A 24,572-nucleotide genomic window follows, 5' to 3' on the forward strand; every position below is an offset into this window, starting at 1 on the left:
AGAACAGCTAGGCTTTACTACGAGTGTTTTTTTCCGTAGCGTTCCAAGTTGGTAAAAAGAGCATTAAAGCTATGGATGCACAGACTAAGAGGGCAATGAAAAACCCTTTCCATCCCCAAACATCAGCAACCTTTCCTAAAGGATAACCTGCAAACGTAGCTCCGAAATAAGCAAACCATCCAGTAAACCCACTAGCAGTTCCAGCAGCTTTTTTATGAGATAGCTCTGCTGCCGCTAGTCCAATCATCATTTGAGGTCCGTATAAGAAAAAACCAATAATGAAAAGTAAAGTTCCATCAACCCACCACTCATTATAACCACGTCCGAACCACATTCCTAAAATAGCAAATAGTAATCCTAAAGAAAAAATAACATTCATAGGACCACGATTGCCCTTAGAAATCTTATCAGATAGCCAACCAGCAACCAGCATTCCGAATAAGCCGCCAATTTCAAATAAAGATACACAGAAATTGGCTTTCACAGCGGCATAATGTTTTGTTTCAATAAGAAACAAAGCACTCCAGTCATTGACAGCCATACGTACTATATAAATAAAAAATGAGGCTGCAGCTAAAAACCAAAGCCACTGGTTTGTGAGGACGTAAGTAAAAAGAATTTCCCTGGTGGATAGTTCGCGCTCTGTTTCTTCGGTTGTTTCTGAGGAAGAAGTGTTCTCCTCATGTTTGTGATGGGGATCATGTCTATACTTCTCTATAGGAGGTAGCCCTAATGATTGAGGCGTGTCTCGTAAACGGTTAATTAAAACTAAACCCATTCCAATACAAAGAATTCCTGGCACATACATGGCTCCTCGCCATCCACTATAATCAATAATGAATCCTGTTAGGATAGGAATAAGTGCTCCCCCAATATTGTGCGAGGTACTCCAAACACTCCACCAAGTGCCGCGTTCAGCTTTGGCGTACCAATGTGTGAGTAGACGAGCACAGGGCGGCCAGCCCCATCCTTGGAACCATCCGTTCAACCCCCACCAAAGAGCAAACAACACAATAGATGATGACATCCCAAAAAAGATGTTCGTGAGACCCGTAATCATTAATCCTATAGCCATGAAATACCTAGGATTCGATTGATCAGACATTACTCCGCTAACAAATTTACTAATGCCATAAGAGAAATACAAAGTACTTCCTATGATTCCTAATTGGGCTTTATCAAAACCCAAATCAGCAATCAAAGTCGGCATAGCAAAGGTAAAGCTTTTCCTGGTGAAATAATAGAAAATATAACCAGTGAACATGCTATAGAAAATACGAATACGCCAATACTTGTATCTTTTTTTGACCACTTCTGGGTCTTCAATTTCTTTGATATGCTTTGGAGGTTGGAAAAATTTAGTCCAAACGTTCATCTGTAAAAATTCCACATTTAAAATCTTTTTCGCTGAAATGAAATGCGAAGAAAAGCCTACCTTATCATATCAAGGATGAAAAAACAAGGAGGGAATCGTTTAAGGTTGGGAGACTAAAGATGCATTAATAATGCATTTTTCTTGGTTATTTTTAATTAAATGAGAAATACTAGAATAGCGTATTTTTACTGATCTAACTTTGAAAGTTTCATCGTGAAACGATTAACTTTGGGGGGTCCATGCAATGAAAAAGTTAATTGCTTTGATAGGAGTATTCCTCATCCCTATAGAGGGAAATCCTAACAAGGAAAGCGATGTTCATACAATTCTTTTAAAAGCAACTAGAGCAAAATATAATTTGTTTTTTTCTCAGGATGTTTTTCCTGTACACGAAATTATCGAACCTATTTCTCCCGACTGCCTTGTATATTATGAAGGATGGGTTTGATGACTGAAGCGAAGAATGTAAAATAGAACAAAGCAAAATGTTTTGGTGAGCTAGAAAAGAGCAGGATTAGCTGTTGTTTTAGTTTGTAAGCACGCTTCTTAGTAAAGAATTTTAAGAATATTCTATAGCATTCCTATTCCATGTTTTTCTCCAATACTTGGTTACAAAAACCATAAGCTAACATATAATCACAGTCGTGCGCGAAGCGCGCTCCTGGATTATCTATAGCAAGGTCCGTGCTAAATGTCCTTCATTGAATCAGAGGGTAATGTTTGACCGCTAATAACTTCGGCATGGGCAGGGAAGGAGTTAACTGAATTTTAGATATTCCATCATCTGAGAAAAATAATCATTATTGAGCGAAGACATCACGTGACTGCAACTCTCCCCAAAGGGGTCTTTGATATATTTCCTTATCTTGCGGATGCTAAACAATTGTGGCGACACACTTCGCTTTGGCATAGTGTTGAGAAAGTCATTCATAGGGTTTGTACGCTTTATGGATTTTGTGAAATTCGCACTCCCACTTTTGAAAAATCAGAAGTATTTTTACATGTAGGAGAAGAGAGCGATGTTGTTAAGAAAGAAGTCTATTCTTTTTTAGATAGAAAAGGTCGCTCCATGACTTTGCGTCCTGAAGGGACAGCCGCTGTTGTCCGTTCTTTTCTTGAGCATGGGGCTTCTCATCGAAGTGATAATAAATTTTACTATATTCTTCCTATGTTTCGCTACGAACGCCAGCAAGCGGGTAGGTATCGCCAACACCATCAGTTTGGTGTTGAGGCTATTGGCGTGCGTCACCCCTTAAGAGATGCGGAGGTTCTTGCTTTGCTTTGGGATTTCTACAATCGTGTGGGCCTACAACATATGCAAATTCAACTCAACTTTTTAGGAGGTAGTGAGGCAAGATTTCGATATGATAAAGTCCTGCGCGCCTACCTGAAAGAGTCTTTGGGTGAGTTATCGACATTAAGTCAGCAGAGATTCTCTACGAATATTTTGCGTATTTTGGATTCAAAGGAGCCTGAAGATCAGGAAATTATCCGTCAAGCACCCCCAATTTTAGATTATGTTTCCGATGAGGATCTTAAATATTTCAATGAAATTTTAGATGCTTTGAGAGTTTTGGAAATTCCTTATACTATAAATTCTCGTTTAGTACGTGGTTTGGATTATTATTCTGACTTAGTCTTTGAAGCAAACACCACATTTAAAGGGCATTCTTATGCTTTGGGGGGTGGAGGGCGCTACGATGGCTTGATTTCAGCTTTTGGAGGCCCTTCTCTTCCTGCGTGTGGCTTTGGTATTGGCCTTGAAAGAGTGATTCAAACGTTATTAGCTCAAAAGCGTATAGAGGCACAATTTCCTCATAAGCTGCGTTTAATTCCTATGGAGCCAGGCGCTGATCATTTTTGCTTAGAATGGTCACAACATTTGCGACAATTAGGAATTCCTACAGAAGTTGATTGGTCTCATAAAAAGTTAAAAGTAGCTTTAAAAGTAGCAAGTACGGAACAAGTTTCTTTTGTTTGTCTAATCGGTGAGCGAGAGTTAATTTCTCAACAGTTAGTTATTAAAAATATGTCTCTGCGTCAAGAATTCTCTGGATCAAAAGAAGAAGTAGAGCAAAGGTTGTTATATGAAATACAGAACACATCGTTGTAATGAACTCACAAGCAATCATATAGGTGAGAGTGTTCAATTGGCAGGATGGGTGCACCGTTATCGTAATCATGGGGGTGTTGTCTTCATAGATTTGCGAGATCGTTTCGGAATAACTCAAATTGTTTGTCGTGAAGATCAACAACCAGAACTACACCAACGTATGGACGCTGTACGTTCGGAATGGGTTCTTTCTGTGCGCGGAAAAGTGTGTGCTCGTCTTGCAGGAATGGAAAATCCTAATTTAGCAACAGGAAATATTGAAATTGAAGTTGCAAGCTTTGAAGTGCTATCTAGGTCACAAAACCTGCCTTTTTCAATTGCCGATGACTACATCAATGTGAATGAGGAATTGCGTTTAGAGTATCGTTATCTAGATATGCGTCGTGGAGACATTATTGAAAGATTGATTTGTCGTCATCAGGTCATGCTTGCTTGTCGCCACTTTATGGATACTCAGGGATTCACAGAAATCGTGACTCCTGTATTAGGAAAATCTACTCCTGAAGGTGCTAGAGATTATCTTGTTCCATCTAGAATCTATCCAGGGAAATTTTATGCTTTACCGCAATCCCCACAGCTTTTTAAGCAGCTTTTAATGATTGGAGGACTAGATCGTTATTTCCAAATTGCCACCTGCTTTAGAGACGAAGATTTACGAGCAGATCGTCAACCCGAATTTGCCCAAATAGATATTGAGATGAGCTTTGGAGATACTCAGGATCTCTTCCCGATCATAGAAAAATTAGTGTCAGCAGTGTTTGCTACGCGAGGTATAGAGATTTCCCTGCCTTTGCGTAAAATGACCTACCAAGAAGCTAAGGATTCCTATGGCACAGACAAACCAGATTTAAGATTCGATCTTAAATTAAGAGATTGTCGACACTATGCTGAACGCTCCTCGTTCTCTATTTTCTTAGACCAGTTAGCTTGTGGAGGTGTTGTCAAAGGTTTTTGTGTTCCTGGTGGAGCAAATATATCCCGTAGGCAAATCGATGGTTATACCGAGTTTGTAAAACGTTATGGTGCTATGGGCCTTGTTTGGATTAAAAAACAGGAAGGAAAAGTCGCTTCCAATATAGCTAAATTTATAGCTGAAGAAGTTTTTTATGAAATGTTTGCTTATTTTGATGCCAAAGATGAAGATATTTTGTTCTTGATAGCAGCACCCGAGTCAGTTACTAATCAATGTCTGGATCATTTGCGTAGATTGATTGCAAAAGAACGCAAATTATATAGCAATGATCAATATAGCTTTGTTTGGATTACAGATTTTCCTCTTTTCTCTTTAGAAGATGGAAACCTTCTGGCAGAACATCATCCGTTTACAGCCCCTTTGGAAGAGGATATTCCTCTTTTAGAAACCGATCCTTTAGCCGTGCGTTCTTCAAGCTATGACCTGGTTTTAAATGGATATGAAATTGCTTCGGGATCTCAAAGGATTCATAATCCAGATTTACAAAGTAAAATCTTTACTTTGTTAAAAATGAGTCCTGAAAGCATTCAAGAAAAATTTGGGTTTTTTATACAAGCTTTGAGTTTTGGAACCCCCCCACATCTAGGGATTGCCTTGGGGTTAGATCGACTTATTATGGTTTTAACAGCAGCAGAAAGTATTCGCGAAGTCATCGCTTTTCCCAAAACGCAGAAAGCCTCGGATCTTATGATGGATGCTCCCTCAGAAATTATGTCTTCCCAATTAAAAGAGCTAAGTATTAAGGTAGCTTTTTGATATAAGTTATAATTGCTTCGGGCATAGGAGAATCATTGCCTTAAGATGAAAGATAGGAGAAGAAAAATGAACAGACGGTGGAATTTAGTTTTAGCAACAGTAGCTGTGGCATTCTCCATCGCTTCTTGTGACGTACGTTCTAAGGATAAAGACAAGGATCAAAGGTCGCTAGTAGAATATAAAAATAATGACGATGTAGAATTGTCTGATAATCAAAAGTTATCAAGAACATTTGGTCATTTATTAGCTAGGCAATTGCACAAGTCAGAAGATATGTTTTTTGATATTGCGGAAGTCGCGGGGGGATTGCAGGCGGAATTAGCTTGTAAAAGTGCTCCTTTAACAGAAACAGAGTATGAAGAAAAAATGGCTGAAATACAGAAGTTAGTTTTTGAAAAAAAATCAAAAGAAAATCTTTCATTGGCAGAAAAATTTTTAAAAGAAAATAGCAAGAATGAAGGTGTTGTTGAGGTCCAGCCGAGTAAGTTGCAATACAAAATCATTAAAGAGGGTATGGGGAAGGTGCTTTCAGGCAAGCCCGCAGCTTTACTGCACTATAAGGGTTCATTCATCAATGGGCAAGTATTTAGCAGTTCAGAAGGAAACGCCGAGCCTATTTTGCTCCCCCTAAACCAAACTATTCCTGGTTTTGCTTTAGGTATGCAGGGGATGAAGGAAGGAGAAACGCGAGTTCTCTACATCCATCCCGATCTTGCTTATGGAACTGCGGGACAACTTCCGCCAAACTCTTTATTAATCTTTGAAATTAATTTGATTCAGGCGTCAGCAGACGAAGTTGCTGCTGTTGCTCAGGAAGGAAATCAAAGTGAATGAGAGTAGTTCTTTATTGCCCTGATATTCCACAAAATACTGGCAATATAGGCAGAACGTGTGTAGCCCTAGGTGCAGAACTGGTTTTAGTTCGGCCCCTGGGCTTTTCTTTGATTGATAAATTCGTCAAACGTGCAGGAATGGACTACTGGGAAAAACTTCAATTAACAGTAGTAGATTCTCTAGAAGAAGCGCTAAACGATGTCCCTCAAGATTATATTTTCTGTCTTTCTACCAAAGGTTCACTATCCTATAGTGCAGCCACCCTGCCTTCTTTAGGGACTTATGTCTTTGGATCTGAATCGAAAGGTCTTCCAAAAGAGATCTTAGAAAGATATCATAAAAACTGCTTGCGCATTCCTATGCAAAAAGAAATTCGTTCTTTAAACTTGGCTACCAGCGTAGGGATCGTTCTATATGAAGTGGTGAGGCAAGAAACAATAGAATTACAAAAGAATCCCACAGCTTAATGCCGTGGGAAGATAAAGCATACTTTTATGCATGCTTATTGATAAGATTGGTTAGAAATTCCTTATCTTTAAGACCCACGATTCGAGCAACCTCTTTTCCATTCTTAAAAAGAATAGTAGTAGGAATCGAGCTGACCTCGTACTTTTCTGCAGGTCCGTTATTCTCATCAATATTAATTTTCCCAATAGTGACATGAGGAAGTTCTGCAGCAAGATTTTCTAAGACAGGAGTAAGCATCCGACAAGGACCACACCATTCTGCAAAGAAATCAACGAGAACCAATCCCGTTGCAATAAAAGAGTCAAAATTTTCACTTGATATGATTTTTACCATAAGTTTCCTTCTCGAAAAATCGAATTGATGTCCCTGTTGTTTCCTTGCAGCTAAGAAGACTTGAACTTCCATGAGCATAAGCTCACTAGAACCTGAATCTAGCGCGTCTACCGATTTCGCCATAGCTGCATTTCATAAAATTGTAGACTATAGATAATAAAAAACACAATTAAGAAACTTTTTAAAGAAAAACAAACGATTTTTTTGGATGAACCTTGTTGTGATACCTTTATGTTCAACATAATTCTCAGCTCTGATAGTATTGCTGATTTAACGTGAGGTAAGACAACTCATACTCGGTGGTATTCCTTTTATGGGGAGTTTGCTTCAGCACGTTAAGTCATTAGCTGAAAAAGGGTAGGCATGGATATTTCTGGAGCAGTCAAACAAAAACTTTTGCAGTTTTTGGGAAAACAAAAAAAACCAGAATTGTTGGCAACGTATCTTTTCTATCTGGAACAGGCTTTAAGCCTTCGTCCTGTAGTCTTTGTTCGCGACAAGATAATTTTTAAAACTCCAGAAGATGCCGTGCGTATTCTCGAGAAGGACAAAAAAATTTGGCGAGAAACAGAAATTCAAATTTCTTCTGAAAAGCCACAGGTAAATGAGAATACTAAGCGTATCTATATTTGCCCATTTACTGGTAAAGTGTTCGCTGATAATGTCTATGCTAACCCTCAAGACGCAATTTATGACTGGCTATCTTCCTGTCCCCAAAATATGGAAAAGCAGGGTGGAGTGCGAATCAAACGTTTCCTCGTTTCTGAAGATCCTAATGTGATAAAAGAATATGCAGCTCCTGCGAAAGAGCCTATTGTAAAAACAGTGTTTGCTTCAGCAATTACAGGTAAATTGTTCCACAGTTTACCGCCTCTTTTAGAGGATTTTATTTCTAGCTACTTGCGTCCTATGACCTTGGAAGAAGTGGAGAATCAAACTAAGTTTCAATTAGAAAGTTCTTTCCTTTCTCTTTTGCAAGATGCACTGGTAGAAGACAAGATTGCAGCATTTATAGAAAGTTTAGCAGACGATACAGCCTTTCACGTGTACATTAGCCAATGGGTAGATACAGAAGAGTAAGCCGTTCTTCTGAGGAGACTCTATTATTAGGAGCTGAGTTAGGACGGGTCCTTTTGCCAGGAGCTGTGCTGCTTTTATTTGGTGATTATGGAGCTGGTAAGACAGAATTTGTGCGCGGCCTAGTCTCTGGATATCTTGGAGATACTATTGCAGAAGAAGTTGCTAGTCCCTCATTCTCTATGTTACATGTTTATGGTAATGAACCTCAGCGGTTATGCCACTATGATCTTTACCGGATTGATCAGAAAAATCAGGAATACATTTTTCAAGATGCAGAAGAAGGCGATGTCCTTTGTATTGAATGGGCAGACCGCTTGCGTAAACCACGATTTCGTGACGCAATCAATATCTATATTACTATGTTAACAAACTTCGAAAGAGAAATTATTATAGTGGGGCCTCAGTCCTTGTTATCAGTAATATTATCGCATACTGACTGATACATAGAAGATAAGAGGGAGCAGTTATGCAATACCAGTATACGTTCTATTCTAAATAGAATGACATATGTTTTCAGTAGTGGAAAGCTTTTCTTTTTGGAGAGATACACTATATAAAGCTAAACACAGAAATCCCTGTACTCGGTGAATAGAAGCGAGGGATATCAAACAAAAGATATAGAGGAAATAGAAGGAAATTATGACTTTATTAAAAGATACGGTTTTTACTTGCCTAGATTGTGAAATGACAGGTCTAGATGTAAAAAAAGATCGTATTATTGAAATTGCTGCTGTTCGCTTCACTTTTGATAGCGTAATTAATTCAATAGAATTTTTAGTCAACCCAGAACGCGTTGTATCCGCTGAGTCACAGAGAGTCCACCATATTTCTAATGCTATGTTGAGAGATCAACCTAAAATTGCCGAAATTTTCCCTCAAATTAAAGCCTTCTTTAAAGAAGGTGACTATATTGTAGGACATAGCGTGGGTTTCGATTTGCAGGTTCTCTCTCAAGAGATGGAAAGAATCGGAGAGACCTTCCTTCCAAAATATACCATTATCGACACCCTCCGATTAGCAAAAGAATACGGAGACAGTCCTAACAATTCTTTAGAATCCTTAGCAGTACACTTTAATGTTCCGTATGACGGCAATCATCGTGCAATGAAAGATGTGGAAATCAATATAAATATTTTTAAACATCTTTGTAAACGTTTCCGAACCTTAGAACAGCTGAAACAGGTTTTAGCTAAACCTATCAAAATGAAATATATGCCTCTAGGGAAGCACAAAGGACGCTGTTTTTCAGAAATTCCTCTTACTTATCTTCAATGGGCATCAAAAATGGATTTTGATTCGGACCTTCTTTTTTCTATCCGTCATGAAATCAAACATAGACAAAAAGGCACAGGATTTTCACAAGTGAACAATCCTTTTATGGAATTGTAATTCGTTCGCTTTCTAAGAAAATAATCAAAAACAGCAGAGGCTAAGAAAATAAAAGCCGTGGTTTTTCTTGCTTAGGAATCTCTTGATTTTCTTTGACTTGACCGATACTATCGCAACCAGGGGTATCCTGTTAAAATCTTTTCGAGAGAGTCCGCGATGCTTAAGAAAAAACCCGTCTCGTTTAGCTGTATTGACGGACATATTTATAAAATTTTCCCTAACGATCTGAACGCTAATAATACCGTGTTTGGGGGATTGCTAATGAGTTTGCTCGATCGTTTAGCCTTAGTGGTCGCAGAACGACACACAGAATCTGTTTGTGTTACTGCTTTTGTTGACGCTCTCCGCTTCTATGCTCCCGCATACATGGGGGAAAATCTTATCTGTAAAGCTGCGGTAAACAGAACATGGCGTACATCCTTAGAAGTGGGAGTTAAAGTGTGGGCAGAAAATATTTATAAACAGGAACGCCGGCATATTACCTCTGCATATTTTACCTTTGTTGCTGTCAATGAGGACAATCAACCCATTCCTGTCCATCAGATTGTTCCAGAGACTCCTGAAGAAAAACGTCGATATAACGAAGCAGATCGACGGCGTCAAGCACGGCTTGGCATGAATAAATAAGGAGAGTACGTGCTACGAATCTTTTGTTTTGTTGTTTCTTGGTTCCTTCTTGCTTTTGCCCAACCAGATTTAAGTCGATTCGTTTCAATATTAGGAATAACCTGTGGTTATGGACTCTTTTGGTATAGTCTAGAACCTTTAAAAAAGCCTTCCCTCTCCTTACCCACTCTGTTTATATTGTGTTTTTTCTGGATCTTTACAATAGAAGGTATCCATTTTTCTTGGATGCTTTCCGATCAATACATAGGCAAGTTCATTTATTTTGTATGGTTCACGTTAATCACTATTTTATCCCTTTTATTCTCAGGATTTTCCTGTCTTCTAAGCACAATCATGCGTCAGAAACAAACAGCTTTTTTATGGAGTCTTCCTGGTGTATGGGTTGCGATTGAGATGATTCGATTTTACGGTATCTTTTCTGGAATGTCTTTCGATTATCTAGGTTGGCCTATGACAGCCTGTGCTTATGGACGACAGTTTGGTGGATTTTTAGGGTGGGCAGGCCAAAGCTTTGTTGTCATAGCTGTAAATATCAGCTTCTATGCTTTGCTATTGAAAAAACCGCATGCTAAAATGTTGTGGTTAACGACACTTCTTTTGCCTTATGCTTTGGGGGGTATTCATTATGAATATCTTAAACACGCTTTTCAACAAGAAAAGAGGGAGCTGCGTGTCGCTGTTGTTCAGCCCGCACACCCTCCAGTACGACCTAAACTTAAATGCCCAACAGTCGTCTGGGAACAACTCCTTGAGATAGTATCCCTAATACAACAACCCATAGATTTGCTTATTTTCCCAGAAGTGGTCGTGCCTTTCGGTAAACATAAGAAAGTCTATCCTTATGAAGCTTGTTTGCCTTTACTATCTTCTTTTGCGCCGCTTCCTGAAGGTAAGGCGTTTTTATCGAATAGTGATTGGGCCAAGGCTCTTACGCAACACTTTCATTGTCCAGTAATTATTGGCTTGGAACGGTGGGAAAAAAAAGATTCCTCTTTGTATTGGTACAACTCTGCTGAGTTGATACCAGAAGAAGGAGTTTCAATAGGATATGACAAGCGCATCCTTGTGCCTGGTGGAGAATATATACCAGGAGGTAAATTTGGATCATTCATTTGTAAAAAAATGTTTCCTAGATATGCCCTAGGATGCAAGAGACTCCCTGGCACACGTTCTGGAGTCCTACAGGTTTCAGGCTTGCCTCGTATAGGTATAACGATTTGCTATGAAGAGACATTCGGTTCTCGTTTGCACTCCTATAAAAAACAGGATGCAGAAATCCTGGTCAACCTAACTAATGATGGATGGTATCCTAAATCACGACTCCCTCAAGTACATTTTCTTCATGGGATGTTGAGAAATCAAGAACTCGGTATGCCTTGCGTGCGTGCCTGTCAAACTGGTGTTACAGCGGCTGTTGATTCTTTAGGTAGAGTGCTTAAAATTCTTCCTTGTGATACTAGAAAAGCTAAAGCTCCCTCAGGAGTATTGCAAGCTTCTTTGCCTTTATTTAACTATAAAACGCTTTATGGTTATTGTGGAGATTTCCCTATGATTTTTATAGCCTTCTGTGCAGTCAGTTATCTAGGAGGAGGATTCTTAGGATATCGCTTGCTTGCTAAAAAAGAAATTCGATAATATACAGAGACTCGTTGTCAGGTTTTTACATGTTAGAACGAACTCAAAGAACGTTAAAGCGAGAAGTTCGCTATTCTGGAGTGGGAATCCACTTGGGCAAGTCTTCCACCCTTACTTTACAGCCTGCACAAGCAAATACAGGTATTGTTTTTCAGCGACCGTCTCTCTCAGGGAGCGATCAAAAGGTGCCTGCTTTATTAAATCATGTCTATACTACAGGAAGAAGTACAACATTATCTCGAGGTAGTACTGTAATCGCCACTGTCGAACATCTTATGGCAGCATTGCGATCTAATAATATAGATAATGTGACTATACAATGTAGTGGAGAGGAAATTCCTATAGGTGATGGGAGCTCAAATGTTTTTGTTGAGTTAATTGATGAAGCTGGTATTTGTGAACAAGAAGATAAGGTTTCCATTGCGAGACTATCGCATCCTGTATATTATCAACACCAGGATATTTTTTTAGCCGCCTTCCCCTCTGATGAACTGAAAATTTCCTATACGTTGCACTATCCTCAAAGCTCAACAATAGGGACTCAATATAAGTCTTTGGTGATTACTGAAGAGTCTTTTCGCCAGGAAATCGCTCCTTGTAGAACATTTGCTCTATACAATGAGTTATGTTTTTTGATGGAAAAAGGGTTAATTGGAGGGGGATGTTTGGATAATGCTGTAGTTTTTAAGGACGATGGTATTATTAGTAGAGGACAACTAAGATTTGCCGATGAGCCAGTAAGACATAAAATACTGGATCTGATTGGAGATCTTTCCCTAGTTGGAAGGCCTTTTGTCGCACATGTATTCGCTGTCGGCTCTGGGCATTCTTCCAATATTGCTTTTGGTAAAAAAATTTTAGAAGCACTAGAACTATAAAGAAAGAGTAGATGAATCAACCTTCTGTCATAAAATTACGCGAATTACTAGACCTGCTCCCCCACAGATATCCTTTTTTATTAGTGGATAAAGTTTTATCTTATGACATCGAAAAGCGTAGTATCACGGCACAGAAAAATGTAACAATAAACGAGCCTTTCTTTGTAGGGCATTTTCCTAACGCGCCTATTATGCCTGGAGTCTTGATACTAGAAGCTTTGGCCCAAGCTGCTGGTGTGTTGATAGGCTTAGTTCTAGAAGATGATAAGAATAAGCGTATAGCATTATTTTTAGGGATACAGAAAGCTAAATTTCGTCAAGCTGTTCGCCCTGGAGATGTACTTGCCTTGCATGCAGATTTTTCTTTAATATCATCGAAAGGAGGCAAAGCTCTGGCACAGGCTCGTGTAGATTCACAGCTAGTCACTGAAGCAGAGCTGAGCTTTGCTCTGGTAGATAAGGAATCCATATAATCACGGAGAAACATGGCGGACATTCACCCAACTGCAATTATCGAGCCAGGAGCTAAAATTGGAAAGGATGTTGTTATTGAACCGTACGTTGTTATTAAAGCTACGGTAACCCTTTGTGACAACGTTGTTGTTAAGTCCTATGCATATATCGATGGAAACACAACAATAGGTAAGGGGACTACAATATGGCCCTCTGCAATGATTGGGAATAAGCCTCAAGATTTAAAGTATCGAGGGGAGAAAACTTACGTTACTATTGGCGAAAATTGCGAAATTCGAGAATTCGCTATCATCACCTCTTCAACATTCGAAGGCACAACAGTTTCTATCGGGAACAATTGTTTGATTATGCCCTGGGCTCATGTTGCCCACAACTGTACTATTGGAAATAATGTTGTTTTAAGTAATCATGCGCAACTTGCAGGACATGTTCAAGTCGGTGATTACGCTATTCTTGGCGGTATGGTTGGTGTGCATCAATTTGTACGCATCGGAGCTCATGCTATGGTCGGGGCTTTGAGCGGAATTCGTCGTGATGTGCCTCCTTATACAATCGGAAGTGGGAACCCTTACCAACTTGCAGGTATTAATAAAGTGGGACTACAACGTAGACAAGTGCCTTTTGTTACCCGATTGGCTCTTATTAAGGCATTTAAAAAGATCTATCGTGCTGATGGATGTTTTTTTGAATCCCTAGAAGATACTCTAGAAGAATTTGGAAATATTCCAGAAGTAAAAAATTTCATTGAATTTTGTCAACGTCCTAGTAAACGAGGTATCGAGCGAAGCATAGATAAGCAAGCGCTTGAAGAAGAAAGTATAGACAGAGAAGGAGCTTTGATTGAATCTTAAGGTTGTCTATTTTGGCACGCCCATATTTGCAGCCACTGTTTTGGAAGATCTATTGAATCGCAAAATCCAAATTTTAGCTGTTGTTACCCGAGTCGATAAACCTCAAAAAAGATCGGCACAGCTCGTTCCTTCTCCTGTAAAAACTATAGCCTTAACTTATGGTATACCACTACTCCAACCTAGCAAGGCCTCGGATCCTCAATTTATTGAAGAGCTTCGCGCATTTAATGCCGATCTCTTTATTGTTGTTGCCTACGGAGCTATTCTTCGTCAGGTAGTACTCGATATTCCTCGCTATGGTTGTTACAATCTGCATGCAGGCCTCTTGCCCGCTTATCGGGGAGCAGCCCCCATACAACGCTGTATTATGGAAGGAGCTATTGAGTCTGGAAATACTGTCATTCGTATGGATGCGGGCATGGATACAGGCGACATGGCAAATACCACTCATGTGCCTATAAATCCTGATATGACTTCAGGAGAATTGGCGGAGATCCTTGCATCACAGGGTGCGGGAGTACTAATAAAGACTTTACAGGAAATTGAGGCGGGTCAGCTGCAACTCGTCAGTCAAAACGCTAGTTTAGCGACAATAGCACCAAAGTTATCTAAGGAAGAAGGACAGATTCCGTGGGATAAATCTGCTAAAGAAACTTATGCCCATATACGCGGAGTCACGCCAGCTCCAGGAGCCTGGACCTTTTTCTCTTTCTCTGAGAAAGCGCCGAAGCGCTTGATGATTCGTAAGGCCTCTCTTTTAGCAGAAGAGGGAGGATATGGACCACCTGGAACTATTGTTGTGACAGACAAGCAGGAGCTTGCTGTTGCCTGTTCTAAGGGAGCTGTTGTCCTGCATGAAGTGCAGGTAGAAGGAAAGGGTTCTATGAATTCAAAATCCTTTTTAAATGGCTATCCAGCGGCAAAAATAAAAATAGTTTTTACTTTAAATAATTAGATTTACAACAGATTTTTTATTTATAGCATTTAAACTAAATTAAGCCGTTTTGTGTTATTATAAATTCTGCTTTTTTTTAAAGCCTTGTAAGGAGGTAAAAATGGCGACTACCGCAATTAGATTAGCAGGAAGCGCATCAAGTAGAATGTTGCTTCCCGTTGCCAAAGAACAACAAACCCGTCAGCGCATTGTTGAAAAAGGAATTTATTGTTTTAAACAATTTTTTATAAACCCCGAGAATAGGCTCGCAAAGTTTGTCGGGACAACAAAAAGTTTAGATAAATGTTTTAAGTTAAGCAAGGCTGTTTCAGATTGTGCTGTAGGAGTGCTCGAAGAAACAGGATCTGCAGGAGATGCGTTAACCTCTGCGAAAAGCGCTCAGAGTATATTGAAAACGACTCGAGAAGTTGTTGCTTTAGGCAATGTATTGAATGGAGTTGTTCCAGTTATCTTTAATTCAAGCCAGAAGTGTTACCAATATGCACGTCAAGCTTGGCATTTAGGGGGAAAAGGCATAGCGGAGAAAGAAGCTCCTAAAAAGTATAATGAAATGCTATTAAATCGAGGGGATTACCTGTGGGCTACGTCTCAAGAAGCTTGTTCGGTCGTCTCTGCAACGACATACTCGACAACCTTTGGTGTTTTACGTCCATTAATGTTAATCAATAAGCTGACTGCAAAGCCATTCTTAGATAAAACGACATCGAGTCACTTTGGGACCGCTGTTGCTGGAGTTATGACAATCAATCATATAGCAGGAGTTGTTGGCGCTGGTTGCGGATTAGTTTTAGAACAACGTATGTATAAACGCGCTCAGGAATCTCTCCATCTTAATCAAAATTCTAAACTAAAAATAGACGAAGAGGTTCTGAATAGTGAGACACTTTTAAGTGCGGAAAGAGCATTACGTAAAGAGCATACAGCTTCTGTAAAAAAAGCTATTTTGACTATGATTGAAAAAGGACTAGAGTTAGTAGTCGATGCAATCAAACTTATTCCTTTACCGATTACAGTTGCTTGTGGCGCTGCAATTTCTGGAGCCTTGACGGCAGTTTCTTCGGCAGTGGGTTTGTACGGCCTATGGCAGAAAACAAAATCGAAAGGGTAACCTAATTTAATCTTTATTTTAAAGAAGTCGCTTCTAAAAAATTTTTTGGAAGCGACTTTTTATTTCTATAAATAAGAATTTCCTCAGAATCTTTTATCTTTGAGTTCTTAGTACCTAGAGTACTTTTCCTATTGTAAAAATCTTTCCCCTCTGATAACCTGTCCCTTTATTTTCTTAAGGAAAAAACTCCTTTTCTTTTTAGAGAATTCGATAAGTAAAATACTAAGCAGATTTGTTTCTTTGTTCTTCTAAGAGGAAAGCAAATCATTATTGTGAATGGATATAGGTTTATGCGGTCTCATATTAGTGTGATGGGAAAAAAAGAAGGGATGATTCATGTCTTTGATAAAGACGGATCCTTGGTCGCTTGCTCAGTAATTCGCGTTGAGCCTAATGTTGTGACTCAGATCAAAATTAAAGAAAACGATGGATATTTTTCTTTGCAAATGGGCGCCGAAGAAGTAAGTGCTTCTCCTCAAACAATTGCAAAACGTTTTAGTAAGCCTAAACTCGGACATTTGCGTAAAGCAGGTGGTCGAGTTTTTCGTTTTCTTAAAGAAGTCCGAACTTCTGAGAAGGCTCTTGAGGGAGTGTCTTTAGGGGATGCTTTTGGATTAGAAGTTTTCGAAGATGTTTCCGCGGTTGATGTTCGTGGAGTTTCAAAAGGAAAAGGTTTTCAGGGTGTCATGAAAAAGTTTGGTTTTCGTGGCGGCCCAGGAAGTCATGGATCTGGGTTTCATCGTCACGCAGGTTCTATAGGAATGCGATCGACTCCTGGACGTTGTTTCCCAGGAAGCAAGCGTCCTAGTCATATGGGCGCAGAGAACGTTACTATAAAAAATTTAGAAGTAATAAAAGTAGATTTAGAAAAAAAAGTGCTGCTGGTTAAAGGTGCCATTCCTGGAGCGCGAGGCTCTGTTGTTATAGTGAAACATTCTTCTAGAGCTTAGGTAAGGACAGGGGTGATGCAGAGAGGGCTTAATGGTTTTATTATCAAAATTTGATTTTTCAGGAAATAAAGTAGGTGAGGTTGAAGTAGTAGACTCCTTGTTTGCAGATGAAGGCGATGGCCTTCAGTTGGTTAAGGATTATATTGTTGCTATTCGTGCCAATAAAAGACAATGGTCTGCATGCACTAGAAATCGTTCTGAAGTGAGTCACTCTACGAAAAAGCCCTTCAAACAAAAAGGAACAGGTAATGCTCGTCAGGGATCTTTAGCCTCTCCTCAGTTTCGTGGAGGAGGGATTGTTTTTGGGCCTAAGCCTAAATTTAATCAACACGTGCGTATAAATCGCAAAGAAAGAAAAGCTGCAATTAGGCTTTTATTGGCTCAAAAAATTCAAACAAACAAGTTAACTGTTGTTGACGACGCAGTATTTGTAGGTGCTTTAACAGCTCCTAAAACTCAAAGAGCATTAAAATTTTTAAAAGATTGCAATATTGAGTGTCGTAGCATTTTATTTATTGATCACCTAGATCATATAGAAAAGAATGAAAGTTTAAGATTAAGTTTGCGTAATCTCACTGCAGTTCAAGGTTTTGTCTATGGAATTAATATTAATGGGTATGACCTAGCCTCTGCTCATAATATTGTTATTTCTACAAAAGCTTTGGAGCAACTTATTGAACGTCTTGTTTCTGAAACGAAAGATTAAGAAGGAATTTTAGGATATGAAAGATCCTTACGATGTAATTAAGCGTCACTACGTAACAGAAAAAGCTAAAATGTTAGAGCATTTAAGTGCTGGAAGTGGAGAGGGAAAGAAAAGGGGAAGTTTTTGTAAGGACCCTAAATTTGTTTTTATAGTCTCTCATGATGCAACAAAGCCGTCAATTGCCAAGGCTTTAGAAGCAATTTACGCTGATAAAAATGTAAAAGTAAAGAGTGTAAACACTATAAATGTAAAACCTCAGCCCGCTCGTATGTTTCGAGGGCGTCGTAAAGGGAAAACCTCAGGATTTAGGAAAGCAATTGTGACTTTCTATCAAGGACACTCTGTCGGATAATTTATTAGAGAGATAAACAGCATGTTTAAAAAATTTAAACCAGTAACTCCAGGAACTAGACAATTAGTTCTTCCCGCTTTTGATGAGTTAACAACGCGTGGTGAGTTGCGCGGGACGAAGTCTAAAAGAAGTCTTCGTCCTAATAAAAAGCTCTCTTTCTTTAAGAAGAGTTCTGGTGGGAGAGATAATTTGGGCCATATATCCTGCCGTCATCGTGGCGGAGGCGCAAAACAATTGTACAGGGTGATTGATTTCAAGCGTAATAAAGACGGGATCACTGCAAAAGTGGTTACTGTGGAATATGATCCTAATCGTTCTGCCTACATTGCTCTTTTAAGTTACGAAGACGGAGAAAAACGCTATATTCTTGCCCCCAAGGGGATCCAAAGAGGCGATGTTGTTGTTTCAGGCGAAGGAAGCCCCTTTAAGCCTGGATGTTGTATGACCTTAAAAAGTATACCGCTAGGATTGTCTGTTCATAATATCGAAATGCGACCTTCTTCAGGTGGAAAGCTTGTAAGGTCTGCTGGATTAGCTGCTCAAGTTATAGCTAAATCTCCAGGGTATGTTACTTTAAAGATGCCCTCTGGTGAGTTTCGTATGTTAAATGAGGGGTGCAGAGCTACCATTGGTGCAGTTTCAAATGCCGATCACAACCTACGTGTAGAGGGCAAGGCTGGAAGGAAACGTTGGATGGGAATCCGTCCTACGGTCCGTGGTACTGCAATGAACCCCGTGGATCATCCCCACGGAGGTGGAGAGGGACGTCATAACGGATATATTCCACGTACACCTTGGGGTAAGGTTACAAAGGGATTAAAAACACGTGACAAACGTAAAAGTAATAAATGGATTGTTAAAGATCGTAGGAAATAAGGATTATGAGTAGATCATTAAGAAAAGGTCCGTTTGTTGATCACCACCTCCTAAAGAAAGTGCGTGCAATGAACATAGAGGAAAAGAAAACTCCTATCAAAACATGGTCTCGTCGTTCAATGATTACTCCTGAAATGATTGGCCATACGTTTGAAGTTCATAATGGGAAAAAATTTCTAACCGTATTTGTTTCAGAAACTATGGTGGGTCATAAATTAGGAGAATTTTCTCCCACAAGGATATTTAAAAGTCATCCTGTGAAGAAAGGGTAAGTCTAAAGGAGGCTTAGGATGTTTAAAGCGATCGCCCGATATATTCGGGTACAACCTCGTAAAGCTAGATTAGCCGCTGGGCTTATGAGAAATCTGAGTGTTCAAGAAGCAGAGGAACAGCTGGCATTTTCTCAATTGAAAGCTGGAAGATGTTTAAAAAAGGTTTTAAATAGCGCCGTAGCTAATGCTGAGTTACATGAAAATGTAAAGCGTGAAAATTTAAGTATTATCGAAGTTCGAGTAGATGCTGGACCTGTCTACAAGCGATCTAAATCAAAAAGTAGAGGAGGACGCTCTCCTATTTTAAAACGTACCAGTCACTTGACTGTTATTGTTGGTGAGAAGGAACGGTAAGAGGGAAGAAGAATCATGGGTCAGAAAGGTTGTCCAATTGGGTTTCGTACAGCGGTTACAAAAAAATGGCGTTCTCTTTGGTATGGAAATAAGCAAGAATTTGGTAAATTTCTTATAGAGGATGTAAAAATCCGAGAATTTTTAAGAAAAAAGCCCTCATGTCAAGGCGCTGCTGGATTTGTTGTCCGTCGTATGAGTGGTAAAATTGAAGTTACTATCCAAACCGCCCGTCCTGGGTTAGTTATTGGAAAGAAGGGGGCTGAAGTTGATCTGCTTAAAGAAGAACTTAAAGCTCTTACTGGAAAAGAAGTCTGGTTAGAAATCGCAGAAATTAAACGCCCCGAACTAAATGCAAAATTAGTAGCTGATAACATTGCAAGACAAATCGAACGCCGTGTCTCTTTCAGACGGGCTATGAAAAAGGCAATGCAATCAGTAATGGATGCTGGAGCTATTGGTGTAAAAATCCAAGTTTCAGGAAGGTTAGCAGGAGCCGAGATTGCTCGTTCCGAATGGTATAAAAATGGTCGTGTACCCCTACATACGTTAAGAGCTGACATTGATTATGCTACAGCTTGTGCAGAAACTACCTACGGAATTATTGGTATAAAAGTTTGGATTAATCTTGGAGAGAATTCGCCTACAACTGCTAACAACCCTGCAGTACCCTCTGCAGCTGCTTAAAGTTGTAAATAAGGATGTGTGAGTTATTATGTTGATGCCTAAACGAACCAAATTTCGTAAGCAACAAAAAGGACAGTTTGCAGGATTAAGTAAAGGAGCTACATTTGTAGACTTTGGAGAATATGCGATGCAAACTCTTGAGCGTGGCTGGGTTACTAGTCGTCAAATTGAAGCCTGCAGGGTTGCGATTAATAGATATTTAAAACGTCGAGGAAAAGTATGGATTCGTATTTTCCCCGATAAAAGTGTAACAAAAAAGCCTGCAGAAACTCGTATGGGTAAAGGTAAAGGGGCCCCAGATCATTGGGTAGCAGTAGTTCGCCCGGGACGTATATTGTTTGAAGTAGCGAATGTTTCTAAAGAAGACGCTCAAGACGCTCTCCGAAGAGCTGCTGCCAAACTAGGAATAAAAACACGTTTTGTTAAGCGAGTAGAAAGGGTGTAAAACATGGCTGCTAAGAAGGATTTATTGGCACAGTTAAGAGAAAAAAGCGAAGACGATTTGGATGCGTATATTCACGGGAACAAAAAGGCTTTGTTTGCTTTAAGAGCAGAAAGTTTATTACAGAACAAAGCTGTAAAGGTTCATATGTTTTCTATGCATAAGAAAAATATTGCTCGAGCTCTAACAATAAAACAAGAAAGAAAAGGTAAACTCCATGGCTAGTGAACCAAGAGGCTCTAGAAAAGTTAAGATTGGTATTGTTGTCTCGTCAAAAATGGAAAAAACAGTCGTTGTTCGAGTAGAAAGGATATTTTCTCATCCTCAGTATCTTAAAGTAGTGAGGAGTTCAAAGAAATATTATGCTCACACTGATTTAAAAATTTCTGAGGGAGATAAAGTTAAAATTCAAGAGACACGACCTTTGTCTAAGCTTAAAAGATGGCGTGTTATAGAACATGTTGGCGTGTAGGTTAGCAACATTAGGTAGATAAAGATTATGATTCAGCAAGAAAGTCAGTTAAAAGTTGCCGATAATACTGGAGCTAAAAAAGTAAAATGCTTCAAGGTTCTTGGCGGTTCTCGTAGACGTTATGCTACCGTCGGAGATGTAATTGTATGTTCAGTTAGAGATGTCGAACCTAATAGTTCTATAAAAAAGGGAGACGTTATCAAAGCTGTGATCGTGCGTACTCGTCGACATATTACAAGAAAAGATGGATCCACTTTAAAATTTGATACAAATAGCTGTGTGCTTATCGATGATAAAGGAAATCCTAAAGGGACAAGGATTTTTGGCCCCGTAGCTCGAGAAATTCGAGACAGAGGCTTTATAAAAATTAGTTCTCTAGCTCCTGAAGTAATTTAAGGAGAAGGAAGTTATGAAAAGACAAAACATTCGTATTGGTGATAAGGTATTTATATTAGCTGGTAACGATAAAGGAAAAGAAGGAAAAGTCCTTTCTTTGACTGAAGATAAGGTAGTTGTCGAAGGTGTAAACATTCGCATAAAAAATATAAAGCGTAGTCAGCAAAATCCTAAAGGTAAACGTATTAGTATAGAGACTCCTGTCCATATTTCTAATGTACGTTTAAGCATAACTGGTGAACCCGCGAAGCTCTCTGTCAAAGTGACTGAACAAGGGCGAGAGTTGTGGCAGAAACGCCCTGACGGAACATCTCAGCTGTATCGTCTGGTAAGAGGAAAGAAAGGCTAATATGAGTAGGTTAAAAAAATTCTATACCGAAGAAATTCGCAAATCTTTGTTTGAAAAGTTTGGATATGCAAACAAAATGCAAGTTCCTGTTCTTAAAAAAATTGTCTTAAGTATGGGACTTGCTGAAGCTGCTAAAGATAAAAATTTATTCCAAGCTCACTTAGAAGAATTGACTATGATCTCTGGGCAAAAACCTTTAGTGACGAAAGCTCGAAATTCTATTGCTGGTTTTAAATTGCGAGAAGGTCAAGGAATCGGTGCCAAAGTTACTCTTCGTGAAATTCGTATGTACGATTTTATGGATCGTTTCTGTAATATTGTTTCTCCACGGATTCGCGACTTTCGCGGCTTCTCTAATAAAGGAGACGGAAGGGGGTGTTATTCTGTAGGATTAGATGATCAACAAATCTTCCCAGAAGTTAATTTAGATCGTGTAAAGCGCACACAGGGATTAAATATCACATGGGTAACTACTGCGCAAACAGATGATGAGTGCATTACTCTGTTAGAGTTGATGGGTTTGCGATTTAAGAAAGCTCAATAAAGAGGAAAAAGGATCCGTATGGGCATGACAAGTGATTCTATAGCAGATTTATTAACACGAATTCGTAATGCTTTGATGGCAGAACATCTGTATGTAGACGTAGAGCACAGTAAAATGCGAGAGGCTATTGTAAAAATCCTTAAGCATAAAGGTTTTCTGGCTCATTATTTAGTAAAGGAAGAAAACCGTAAGCGCGCTATGCGTGTGTTTTTGCAATATTCCGATGATCGTAAACCAGTAATACACCAACTGAAACGGGTATCCAAGCCCTCTCGAAGAGTATATGTATCGGTTGCGAAAATCCCTTATGTATTTGGAAATATGGGAATTTCAGTCCTCTCGACTTCTCAGGGAGTTATGGAAGGTTCTCTAGCCAGATCTAAGAATATTGGGGGCGAATTGCTCTGTTTGGTTTGGTAACAGGATTAATTATAGGACGGTAAAGCATGTCTCGTAAGGCTCGAGAACCTATTATGCTCCCTCAAGGAGTAGAAGTTTCGATTCAAAATGATCAAATTATTGTAAAGGGTCCTAAAGGATCGTTAACGCAACAACTAGTTAAGGAAGTAACAATCACCTTAAAAGATAAAGGCATATTTGTACATGCAGCTCCCCATGTTGTTGATAGGCCTAGCTGTATGCAAGGTTTATACTGGGCACTAATTTCAAATATGGTTCAAGGTGTTCATATAGGGTTTGAAAAGCGTTTAGAAATGATTGGAGTGGGTTTCAGAGCCTCTGTTCAAGGTGCATTTTTGGATCTCTCGATTGGGGTTTCCCATCCTACAAAAATTCCTATTCCACCGACTCTTCAGGTATCAGTTGAAAAAAACACCCTTATTTCAGTGAAAGGGCTTGATAAGCAATTAGTTGGTGAATTTGCTGCAAATATTCGTGCCAAACGTCCTCCTGAACCCTATAAAGGTAAAGGAATTCGTTATGAAAATGAATATGTCCGTCGTAAAGCGGGTAAAGCTGCAAAAACAGGCAAAAAATAGGTCGGGGGGTTATGGAAAGTTCATTATGTAAAAAGTCATTAATGAAAACGCGAAGGGCTTTACGAGTGCGTAAAGTATTAAGAGGTTCCTCTACAAAGCCTCGTTTATCCGTAGTGAAAACAAATAAACATATTTATGTACAGTTGATAGATGATTCTATCGGCAAGACATTAGCTTCCGTTTCCACTCTATCAAAATTAAATAAGAGTCAAGGTTTGACTAAAAAAAACCAAGAGGTTGCTAAGGTATTAGGAACCCAAATTGCTGAATTGGGAAAAAACCTTCAACTAGATCGAGTTGTTTTCGATCGCGGACCTTTTAAGTACCATGGAATTGTCTCTATGGTAGCTGATGGGGCTAGAGAAGGTGGTTTACAGTTTTAATGAAGGTTTAAGAAGAGATGTCGCTATCAAAGAATTCTCATAAAGAAGATCAATTAGAAGAGAAAGTTCTTGTTGTTAACCGTTGCTCTAAAGTCGTCAAAGGAGGACGGAAATTCAGTTTTTCTGCTTTGATTTTAGTAGGAGATGGCAAGGGTCGCTTAGGTTATGGTTTTGCTAAAGCGAATGAATTAACAGACGCTATTCGCAAGGGTGGTGAAGCTGCAAAAAAAAATTTAATGAAGATAGAAGCCTTAGAGAATGGTTCTATCCCTCATGAAGTACTTGTTCATCATGATGGAGCTCAGTTGTTGTTAAAACCAGCAAGACCTGGGACTGGAATTGTTGCTGGTTCTCGTATTCGTTTGATCTTAGAAATGGCTGGTATTAAAGATATTGTAGCTAAAAGTTTTGGATCTAATAATCCCATGAATCAAGTGAAAGCCGCATTTAAAGCTCTTACAGAACTGAGCCCGCGTAAGGATCTATTAAGAAGAGGAGCAGCTATAAATGATTAAACTAGAATCATTATTTGATATTTCTGAGCGCAAACGAAGAAAAAAATTATTAGGTCGAGGTCCTTCTTCTGGTCACGGGAAAACTAGTGGTCGTGGTCATAAAGGAGATGGTAGCCGTTCTGGGTATAAACGTCGTTTCGGTTATGAGGGAGGGGGAGTTCCTTTGTATAGAAGAGTCCCTACACGAGGATTTTCTCATAAACGTTTTGATAAATGCGTTGAAGAAATTACTACAGGACGTTTAGCTGAGCTCTTCCAAGAAGGAGAAGCAATTACTTTAGATGCTTTAAAAGCAAAGAGAGCAATTGCTAAACAAGCTGTGCGAGTAAAAGTAATTCTCAAAGGAGATCTAGAAAAGACTTTCGTATGGCAAGATGCCGCTGTAGTACTATCGCAAGGGGTACAAAATTTGCTAGGCATTGCTTAAAAA

35 protein-coding genes and 1 tRNA gene are annotated in these 24,572 nt (G+C 39.3%); 33 read left to right on the plus strand and 3 right to left on the minus strand.

The window, feature by feature from the left end; genetic code table 11:
• Positions 1 to 7: 7 nt before the first annotated feature.
• On the minus strand, positions 8 to 1,375 hold the full coding sequence (gene pgtP, locus CMV32_RS03105) for an MFS transporter (RefSeq protein WP_100934663.1): 1,368 nt from the start codon (positions 1,373 to 1,375) through the stop codon (positions 8 to 10).
• Positions 1,376 to 1,619: 244 nt separating this feature from the next.
• Between pgtP and CMV32_RS03110 the strand changes: the two genes are divergently transcribed.
• The 5 genes from CMV32_RS03110 (at position 1,620) to CMV32_RS03130 (ending at position 6,518) form a co-directional block, all read left to right on the plus strand.
• Positions 1,620 to 1,823, plus strand: a complete 204-nt coding sequence (locus tag CMV32_RS03110; RefSeq protein ID WP_100934477.1) for a hypothetical protein — start codon at positions 1,620 to 1,622, stop codon at positions 1,821 to 1,823.
• Positions 1,824 to 2,195: 372 nt separating this feature from the next.
• A complete protein-coding gene (gene hisS / locus CMV32_RS03115) occupies positions 2,196 to 3,488 on the plus strand; it encodes a histidine--tRNA ligase (protein ID WP_100934478.1) in 1,293 nt (430 codons plus the stop codon).
• The gene (gene aspS, locus CMV32_RS03120) at positions 3,463 to 5,217 is read left to right on the plus strand and encodes an aspartate--tRNA ligase (RefSeq protein ID WP_100934479.1); all 1,755 of its coding nucleotides are present in this window, start codon (positions 3,463 to 3,465) and stop codon (positions 5,215 to 5,217) included. Before hisS ends, aspS begins: the two co-directional genes overlap by 26 nt.
• A gap of 66 nt (positions 5,218 to 5,283) precedes the next feature.
• The gene (locus CMV32_RS03125; protein ID WP_100934480.1) at positions 5,284 to 6,051 is read left to right on the plus strand and encodes an FKBP-type peptidyl-prolyl cis-trans isomerase; all 768 of its coding nucleotides are present in this window, start codon (positions 5,284 to 5,286) and stop codon (positions 6,049 to 6,051) included.
• Positions 6,048 to 6,518: a tRNA (cytidine(34)-2'-O)-methyltransferase gene (locus tag CMV32_RS03130; RefSeq protein ID WP_100934481.1), complete on the plus strand. Its 471-nt coding sequence runs from the start codon at positions 6,048 to 6,050 to the stop codon at positions 6,516 to 6,518. Before CMV32_RS03125 ends, CMV32_RS03130 begins: the two co-directional genes overlap by 4 nt.
• Positions 6,519 to 6,543: 25 nt before the next feature.
• Here CMV32_RS03130 and trxA read toward each other — a convergent pair whose 3' ends face one another.
• Both trxA and CMV32_RS03140 read right to left on the minus strand, forming a co-directional pair.
• Positions 6,544 to 6,852 (minus strand): thioredoxin, encoded by a 309-nt coding sequence (trxA, locus tag CMV32_RS03135; RefSeq protein ID WP_100934664.1) that lies wholly within the window; start codon positions 6,850 to 6,852, stop codon positions 6,544 to 6,546.
• Positions 6,853 to 6,897: 45 nt separating this feature from the next.
• A tRNA-Leu gene (locus CMV32_RS03140) sits at positions 6,898 to 6,981 on the minus strand.
• A gap of 234 nt (positions 6,982 to 7,215) precedes the next feature.
• Between CMV32_RS03140 and CMV32_RS03145 the strand changes: the two genes are divergently transcribed.
• From CMV32_RS03145 to rplO, 28 genes are all read left to right on the plus strand, one after another.
• The gene (locus tag CMV32_RS03145) at positions 7,216 to 7,932 is read left to right on the plus strand and encodes a DUF2709 domain-containing protein (RefSeq protein WP_100934482.1); all 717 of its coding nucleotides are present in this window, start codon (positions 7,216 to 7,218) and stop codon (positions 7,930 to 7,932) included.
• Positions 7,911 to 8,372 carry a tRNA (adenosine(37)-N6)-threonylcarbamoyltransferase complex ATPase subunit type 1 TsaE gene (tsaE, locus tag CMV32_RS03150; protein ID WP_100934483.1) on the plus strand — a complete coding sequence of 154 codons (462 nt, stop codon included), beginning with the start codon at positions 7,911 to 7,913 and terminating at the stop codon, positions 8,370 to 8,372. The genes CMV32_RS03145 and tsaE overlap by 22 nt, the downstream gene beginning before the upstream one ends.
• Positions 8,373 to 8,571: 199 nt before the next feature.
• The gene (locus CMV32_RS03155) at positions 8,572 to 9,321 is read left to right on the plus strand and encodes a putative quorum-sensing-regulated virulence factor (RefSeq protein ID WP_100934484.1); all 750 of its coding nucleotides are present in this window, start codon (positions 8,572 to 8,574) and stop codon (positions 9,319 to 9,321) included.
• 156 nt (positions 9,322 to 9,477) lie between these two features.
• Entirely contained in the window at positions 9,478 to 9,948 is a 471-nt protein-coding gene (locus tag CMV32_RS03160; RefSeq protein WP_100934485.1) for an acyl-CoA thioesterase, read from the plus strand.
• Between the two features lie 9 nt (positions 9,949 to 9,957).
• Positions 9,958 to 11,583, plus strand: a complete 1,626-nt coding sequence (lnt, locus tag CMV32_RS03165; RefSeq protein WP_100934486.1) for an apolipoprotein N-acyltransferase — start codon at positions 9,958 to 9,960, stop codon at positions 11,581 to 11,583.
• Positions 11,584 to 11,612: 29 nt separating this feature from the next.
• Entirely contained in the window at positions 11,613 to 12,461 is an 849-nt protein-coding gene (gene lpxC, locus CMV32_RS03170; protein ID WP_100934487.1) for a UDP-3-O-acyl-N-acetylglucosamine deacetylase, read from the plus strand.
• Between the two features lie 11 nt (positions 12,462 to 12,472).
• The gene (fabZ, locus tag CMV32_RS03175) at positions 12,473 to 12,934 is read left to right on the plus strand and encodes a 3-hydroxyacyl-ACP dehydratase FabZ (protein ID WP_100934488.1); all 462 of its coding nucleotides are present in this window, start codon (positions 12,473 to 12,475) and stop codon (positions 12,932 to 12,934) included.
• Positions 12,935 to 12,946: 12 nt separating this feature from the next.
• Entirely contained in the window at positions 12,947 to 13,786 is an 840-nt protein-coding gene (lpxA, locus tag CMV32_RS03180) for an acyl-ACP--UDP-N-acetylglucosamine O-acyltransferase (RefSeq protein WP_100934489.1), read from the plus strand.
• Positions 13,776 to 14,741, plus strand: coding sequence for a methionyl-tRNA formyltransferase (fmt, locus tag CMV32_RS03185; RefSeq protein WP_100934490.1), 966 nt, complete (start codon positions 13,776 to 13,778; stop codon positions 14,739 to 14,741). The genes lpxA and fmt overlap by 11 nt, the downstream gene beginning before the upstream one ends.
• A 100-nt stretch (positions 14,742 to 14,841) precedes the next feature.
• Positions 14,842 to 15,849 carry a CT529 family inclusion membrane protein gene (locus CMV32_RS03190; RefSeq protein WP_100934491.1) on the plus strand — a complete coding sequence of 336 codons (1,008 nt, stop codon included), beginning with the start codon at positions 14,842 to 14,844 and terminating at the stop codon, positions 15,847 to 15,849.
• A gap of 290 nt (positions 15,850 to 16,139) precedes the next feature.
• Positions 16,140 to 16,799 (plus strand): 50S ribosomal protein L3, encoded by a 660-nt coding sequence (gene rplC, locus CMV32_RS03195; protein WP_100934492.1) that lies wholly within the window; start codon positions 16,140 to 16,142, stop codon positions 16,797 to 16,799.
• Positions 16,800 to 16,830: 31 nt separating this feature from the next.
• Positions 16,831 to 17,505 carry a 50S ribosomal protein L4 gene (rplD, locus tag CMV32_RS03200; protein WP_100934493.1) on the plus strand — a complete coding sequence of 225 codons (675 nt, stop codon included), beginning with the start codon at positions 16,831 to 16,833 and terminating at the stop codon, positions 17,503 to 17,505.
• Positions 17,506 to 17,521: 16 nt separating this feature from the next.
• Positions 17,522 to 17,857: a 50S ribosomal protein L23 gene (locus CMV32_RS03205; protein WP_100934494.1), complete on the plus strand. Its 336-nt coding sequence runs from the start codon at positions 17,522 to 17,524 to the stop codon at positions 17,855 to 17,857.
• Between the two features lie 21 nt (positions 17,858 to 17,878).
• Positions 17,879 to 18,733 (plus strand): 50S ribosomal protein L2, encoded by an 855-nt coding sequence (gene rplB / locus CMV32_RS03210; RefSeq protein ID WP_100934495.1) that lies wholly within the window; start codon positions 17,879 to 17,881, stop codon positions 18,731 to 18,733.
• 5 nt (positions 18,734 to 18,738) lie between these two features.
• The gene (rpsS, locus tag CMV32_RS03215; RefSeq protein WP_010891970.1) at positions 18,739 to 19,005 is read left to right on the plus strand and encodes a 30S ribosomal protein S19; all 267 of its coding nucleotides are present in this window, start codon (positions 18,739 to 18,741) and stop codon (positions 19,003 to 19,005) included.
• Between the two features lie 18 nt (positions 19,006 to 19,023).
• Positions 19,024 to 19,359 carry a 50S ribosomal protein L22 gene (gene rplV / locus CMV32_RS03220; protein WP_100934496.1) on the plus strand — a complete coding sequence of 112 codons (336 nt, stop codon included), beginning with the start codon at positions 19,024 to 19,026 and terminating at the stop codon, positions 19,357 to 19,359.
• A 15-nt stretch (positions 19,360 to 19,374) separates the two neighbouring features.
• Positions 19,375 to 20,043: a 30S ribosomal protein S3 gene (rpsC, locus tag CMV32_RS03225; RefSeq protein WP_100934497.1), complete on the plus strand. Its 669-nt coding sequence runs from the start codon at positions 19,375 to 19,377 to the stop codon at positions 20,041 to 20,043.
• A gap of 28 nt (positions 20,044 to 20,071) precedes the next feature.
• Positions 20,072 to 20,488 (plus strand): 50S ribosomal protein L16, encoded by a 417-nt coding sequence (rplP, locus tag CMV32_RS03230; protein ID WP_010883278.1) that lies wholly within the window; start codon positions 20,072 to 20,074, stop codon positions 20,486 to 20,488.
• Positions 20,489 to 20,491: 3 nt separating this feature from the next.
• Positions 20,492 to 20,710: a 50S ribosomal protein L29 gene (rpmC, locus tag CMV32_RS03235; RefSeq protein ID WP_100934498.1), complete on the plus strand. Its 219-nt coding sequence runs from the start codon at positions 20,492 to 20,494 to the stop codon at positions 20,708 to 20,710.
• Entirely contained in the window at positions 20,703 to 20,957 is a 255-nt protein-coding gene (gene rpsQ, locus CMV32_RS03240) for a 30S ribosomal protein S17 (RefSeq protein ID WP_100934499.1), read from the plus strand. The genes rpmC and rpsQ overlap by 8 nt, the downstream gene beginning before the upstream one ends.
• A 27-nt stretch (positions 20,958 to 20,984) precedes the next feature.
• Positions 20,985 to 21,353 (plus strand): 50S ribosomal protein L14, encoded by a 369-nt coding sequence (gene rplN / locus CMV32_RS03245; RefSeq protein ID WP_100934500.1) that lies wholly within the window; start codon positions 20,985 to 20,987, stop codon positions 21,351 to 21,353.
• A 13-nt stretch (positions 21,354 to 21,366) separates the two neighbouring features.
• Positions 21,367 to 21,702, plus strand: coding sequence for a 50S ribosomal protein L24 (gene rplX / locus CMV32_RS03250; protein WP_100934501.1), 336 nt, complete (start codon positions 21,367 to 21,369; stop codon positions 21,700 to 21,702).
• A 1-nt stretch (position 21,703) separates the two neighbouring features.
• Positions 21,704 to 22,246 (plus strand): 50S ribosomal protein L5, encoded by a 543-nt coding sequence (gene rplE, locus CMV32_RS03255; protein ID WP_100934502.1) that lies wholly within the window; start codon positions 21,704 to 21,706, stop codon positions 22,244 to 22,246.
• Positions 22,247 to 22,264: 18 nt separating this feature from the next.
• Positions 22,265 to 22,666, plus strand: a complete 402-nt coding sequence (gene rpsH, locus CMV32_RS03260; RefSeq protein ID WP_100934503.1) for a 30S ribosomal protein S8 — start codon at positions 22,265 to 22,267, stop codon at positions 22,664 to 22,666.
• A gap of 26 nt (positions 22,667 to 22,692) precedes the next feature.
• Positions 22,693 to 23,244 (plus strand): 50S ribosomal protein L6, encoded by a 552-nt coding sequence (gene rplF / locus CMV32_RS03265; RefSeq protein WP_100934504.1) that lies wholly within the window; start codon positions 22,693 to 22,695, stop codon positions 23,242 to 23,244.
• A gap of 11 nt (positions 23,245 to 23,255) precedes the next feature.
• A complete protein-coding gene (gene rplR, locus CMV32_RS03270) occupies positions 23,256 to 23,627 on the plus strand; it encodes a 50S ribosomal protein L18 (protein WP_100934505.1) in 372 nt (123 codons plus the stop codon).
• 17 nt (positions 23,628 to 23,644) lie between these two features.
• Positions 23,645 to 24,142 (plus strand): 30S ribosomal protein S5, encoded by a 498-nt coding sequence (gene rpsE, locus CMV32_RS03275; protein ID WP_100934506.1) that lies wholly within the window; start codon positions 23,645 to 23,647, stop codon positions 24,140 to 24,142.
• On the plus strand, positions 24,135 to 24,569 hold the full coding sequence (gene rplO, locus CMV32_RS03280; RefSeq protein WP_100934507.1) for a 50S ribosomal protein L15: 435 nt from the start codon (positions 24,135 to 24,137) through the stop codon (positions 24,567 to 24,569). The genes rpsE and rplO overlap by 8 nt, the downstream gene beginning before the upstream one ends.
• Positions 24,570 to 24,572: the final 3 nt, after the last annotated feature.

The organism is Candidatus Chlamydia corallus (assembly GCF_002817655.1).
GTDB classification, from domain to species: domain Bacteria; phylum Chlamydiota; class Chlamydiia; order Chlamydiales; family Chlamydiaceae; genus Chlamydia; species Chlamydia corallus.

Bases quoted from the DNA above. Each gene is read 5' to 3' on its own strand.
- pgtP (WP_100934663.1), bottom strand. From the start codon at position 1,375: ATGAACGTTTGGACTAAATTTTTCCAACCTCCAAAGCATATCAAAGAA.
- CMV32_RS03110 (WP_100934477.1), top strand. From the start codon at position 1,620: ATGAAAAAGTTAATTGCTTTGATAGGAGTATTCCTCATCCCTATAGAG.
- aspS (WP_100934479.1), top strand. From the start codon at position 3,463: ATGAAATACAGAACACATCGTTGTAATGAACTCACAAGCAATCATATA.
- CMV32_RS03125 (WP_100934480.1), top strand. From the start codon at position 5,284: ATGAACAGACGGTGGAATTTAGTTTTAGCAACAGTAGCTGTGGCATTC.
- CMV32_RS03130 (WP_100934481.1), top strand. From the start codon at position 6,048: ATGAGAGTAGTTCTTTATTGCCCTGATATTCCACAAAATACTGGCAAT.
- trxA (WP_100934664.1), bottom strand. From the start codon at position 6,852: ATGGTAAAAATCATATCAAGTGAAAATTTTGACTCTTTTATTGCAACG.
- CMV32_RS03145 (WP_100934482.1), top strand. From the start codon at position 7,216: ATGGATATTTCTGGAGCAGTCAAACAAAAACTTTTGCAGTTTTTGGGA.
- tsaE (WP_100934483.1), top strand. From the start codon at position 7,911: ATGGGTAGATACAGAAGAGTAAGCCGTTCTTCTGAGGAGACTCTATTA.
- CMV32_RS03155 (WP_100934484.1), top strand. From the start codon at position 8,572: ATGACTTTATTAAAAGATACGGTTTTTACTTGCCTAGATTGTGAAATG.
- CMV32_RS03160 (WP_100934485.1), top strand. From the start codon at position 9,478: ATGCTTAAGAAAAAACCCGTCTCGTTTAGCTGTATTGACGGACATATT.
- lpxC (WP_100934487.1), top strand. From the start codon at position 11,613: ATGTTAGAACGAACTCAAAGAACGTTAAAGCGAGAAGTTCGCTATTCT.
- fabZ (WP_100934488.1), top strand. From the start codon at position 12,473: ATGAATCAACCTTCTGTCATAAAATTACGCGAATTACTAGACCTGCTC.
- lpxA (WP_100934489.1), top strand. From the start codon at position 12,947: ATGGCGGACATTCACCCAACTGCAATTATCGAGCCAGGAGCTAAAATT.
- CMV32_RS03190 (WP_100934491.1), top strand. From the start codon at position 14,842: ATGGCGACTACCGCAATTAGATTAGCAGGAAGCGCATCAAGTAGAATG.
- rplC (WP_100934492.1), top strand. From the start codon at position 16,140: ATGCGGTCTCATATTAGTGTGATGGGAAAAAAAGAAGGGATGATTCAT.
- rplD (WP_100934493.1), top strand. From the start codon at position 16,831: ATGGTTTTATTATCAAAATTTGATTTTTCAGGAAATAAAGTAGGTGAG.
- CMV32_RS03205 (WP_100934494.1), top strand. From the start codon at position 17,522: ATGAAAGATCCTTACGATGTAATTAAGCGTCACTACGTAACAGAAAAA.
- rplB (WP_100934495.1), top strand. From the start codon at position 17,879: ATGTTTAAAAAATTTAAACCAGTAACTCCAGGAACTAGACAATTAGTT.
- rpsS (WP_010891970.1), top strand. From the start codon at position 18,739: ATGAGTAGATCATTAAGAAAAGGTCCGTTTGTTGATCACCACCTCCTA.
- rplV (WP_100934496.1), top strand. From the start codon at position 19,024: ATGTTTAAAGCGATCGCCCGATATATTCGGGTACAACCTCGTAAAGCT.
- rpsC (WP_100934497.1), top strand. From the start codon at position 19,375: ATGGGTCAGAAAGGTTGTCCAATTGGGTTTCGTACAGCGGTTACAAAA.
- rplP (WP_010883278.1), top strand. From the start codon at position 20,072: ATGTTGATGCCTAAACGAACCAAATTTCGTAAGCAACAAAAAGGACAG.
- rpmC (WP_100934498.1), top strand. From the start codon at position 20,492: ATGGCTGCTAAGAAGGATTTATTGGCACAGTTAAGAGAAAAAAGCGAA.
- rpsQ (WP_100934499.1), top strand. From the start codon at position 20,703: ATGGCTAGTGAACCAAGAGGCTCTAGAAAAGTTAAGATTGGTATTGTT.
- rplN (WP_100934500.1), top strand. From the start codon at position 20,985: ATGATTCAGCAAGAAAGTCAGTTAAAAGTTGCCGATAATACTGGAGCT.
- rplX (WP_100934501.1), top strand. From the start codon at position 21,367: ATGAAAAGACAAAACATTCGTATTGGTGATAAGGTATTTATATTAGCT.
- rplE (WP_100934502.1), top strand. From the start codon at position 21,704: ATGAGTAGGTTAAAAAAATTCTATACCGAAGAAATTCGCAAATCTTTG.
- rpsH (WP_100934503.1), top strand. From the start codon at position 22,265: ATGGGCATGACAAGTGATTCTATAGCAGATTTATTAACACGAATTCGT.
- rplF (WP_100934504.1), top strand. From the start codon at position 22,693: ATGTCTCGTAAGGCTCGAGAACCTATTATGCTCCCTCAAGGAGTAGAA.
- rplR (WP_100934505.1), top strand. From the start codon at position 23,256: ATGGAAAGTTCATTATGTAAAAAGTCATTAATGAAAACGCGAAGGGCT.
- rpsE (WP_100934506.1), top strand. From the start codon at position 23,645: ATGTCGCTATCAAAGAATTCTCATAAAGAAGATCAATTAGAAGAGAAA.
- rplO (WP_100934507.1), top strand. From the start codon at position 24,135: ATGATTAAACTAGAATCATTATTTGATATTTCTGAGCGCAAACGAAGA.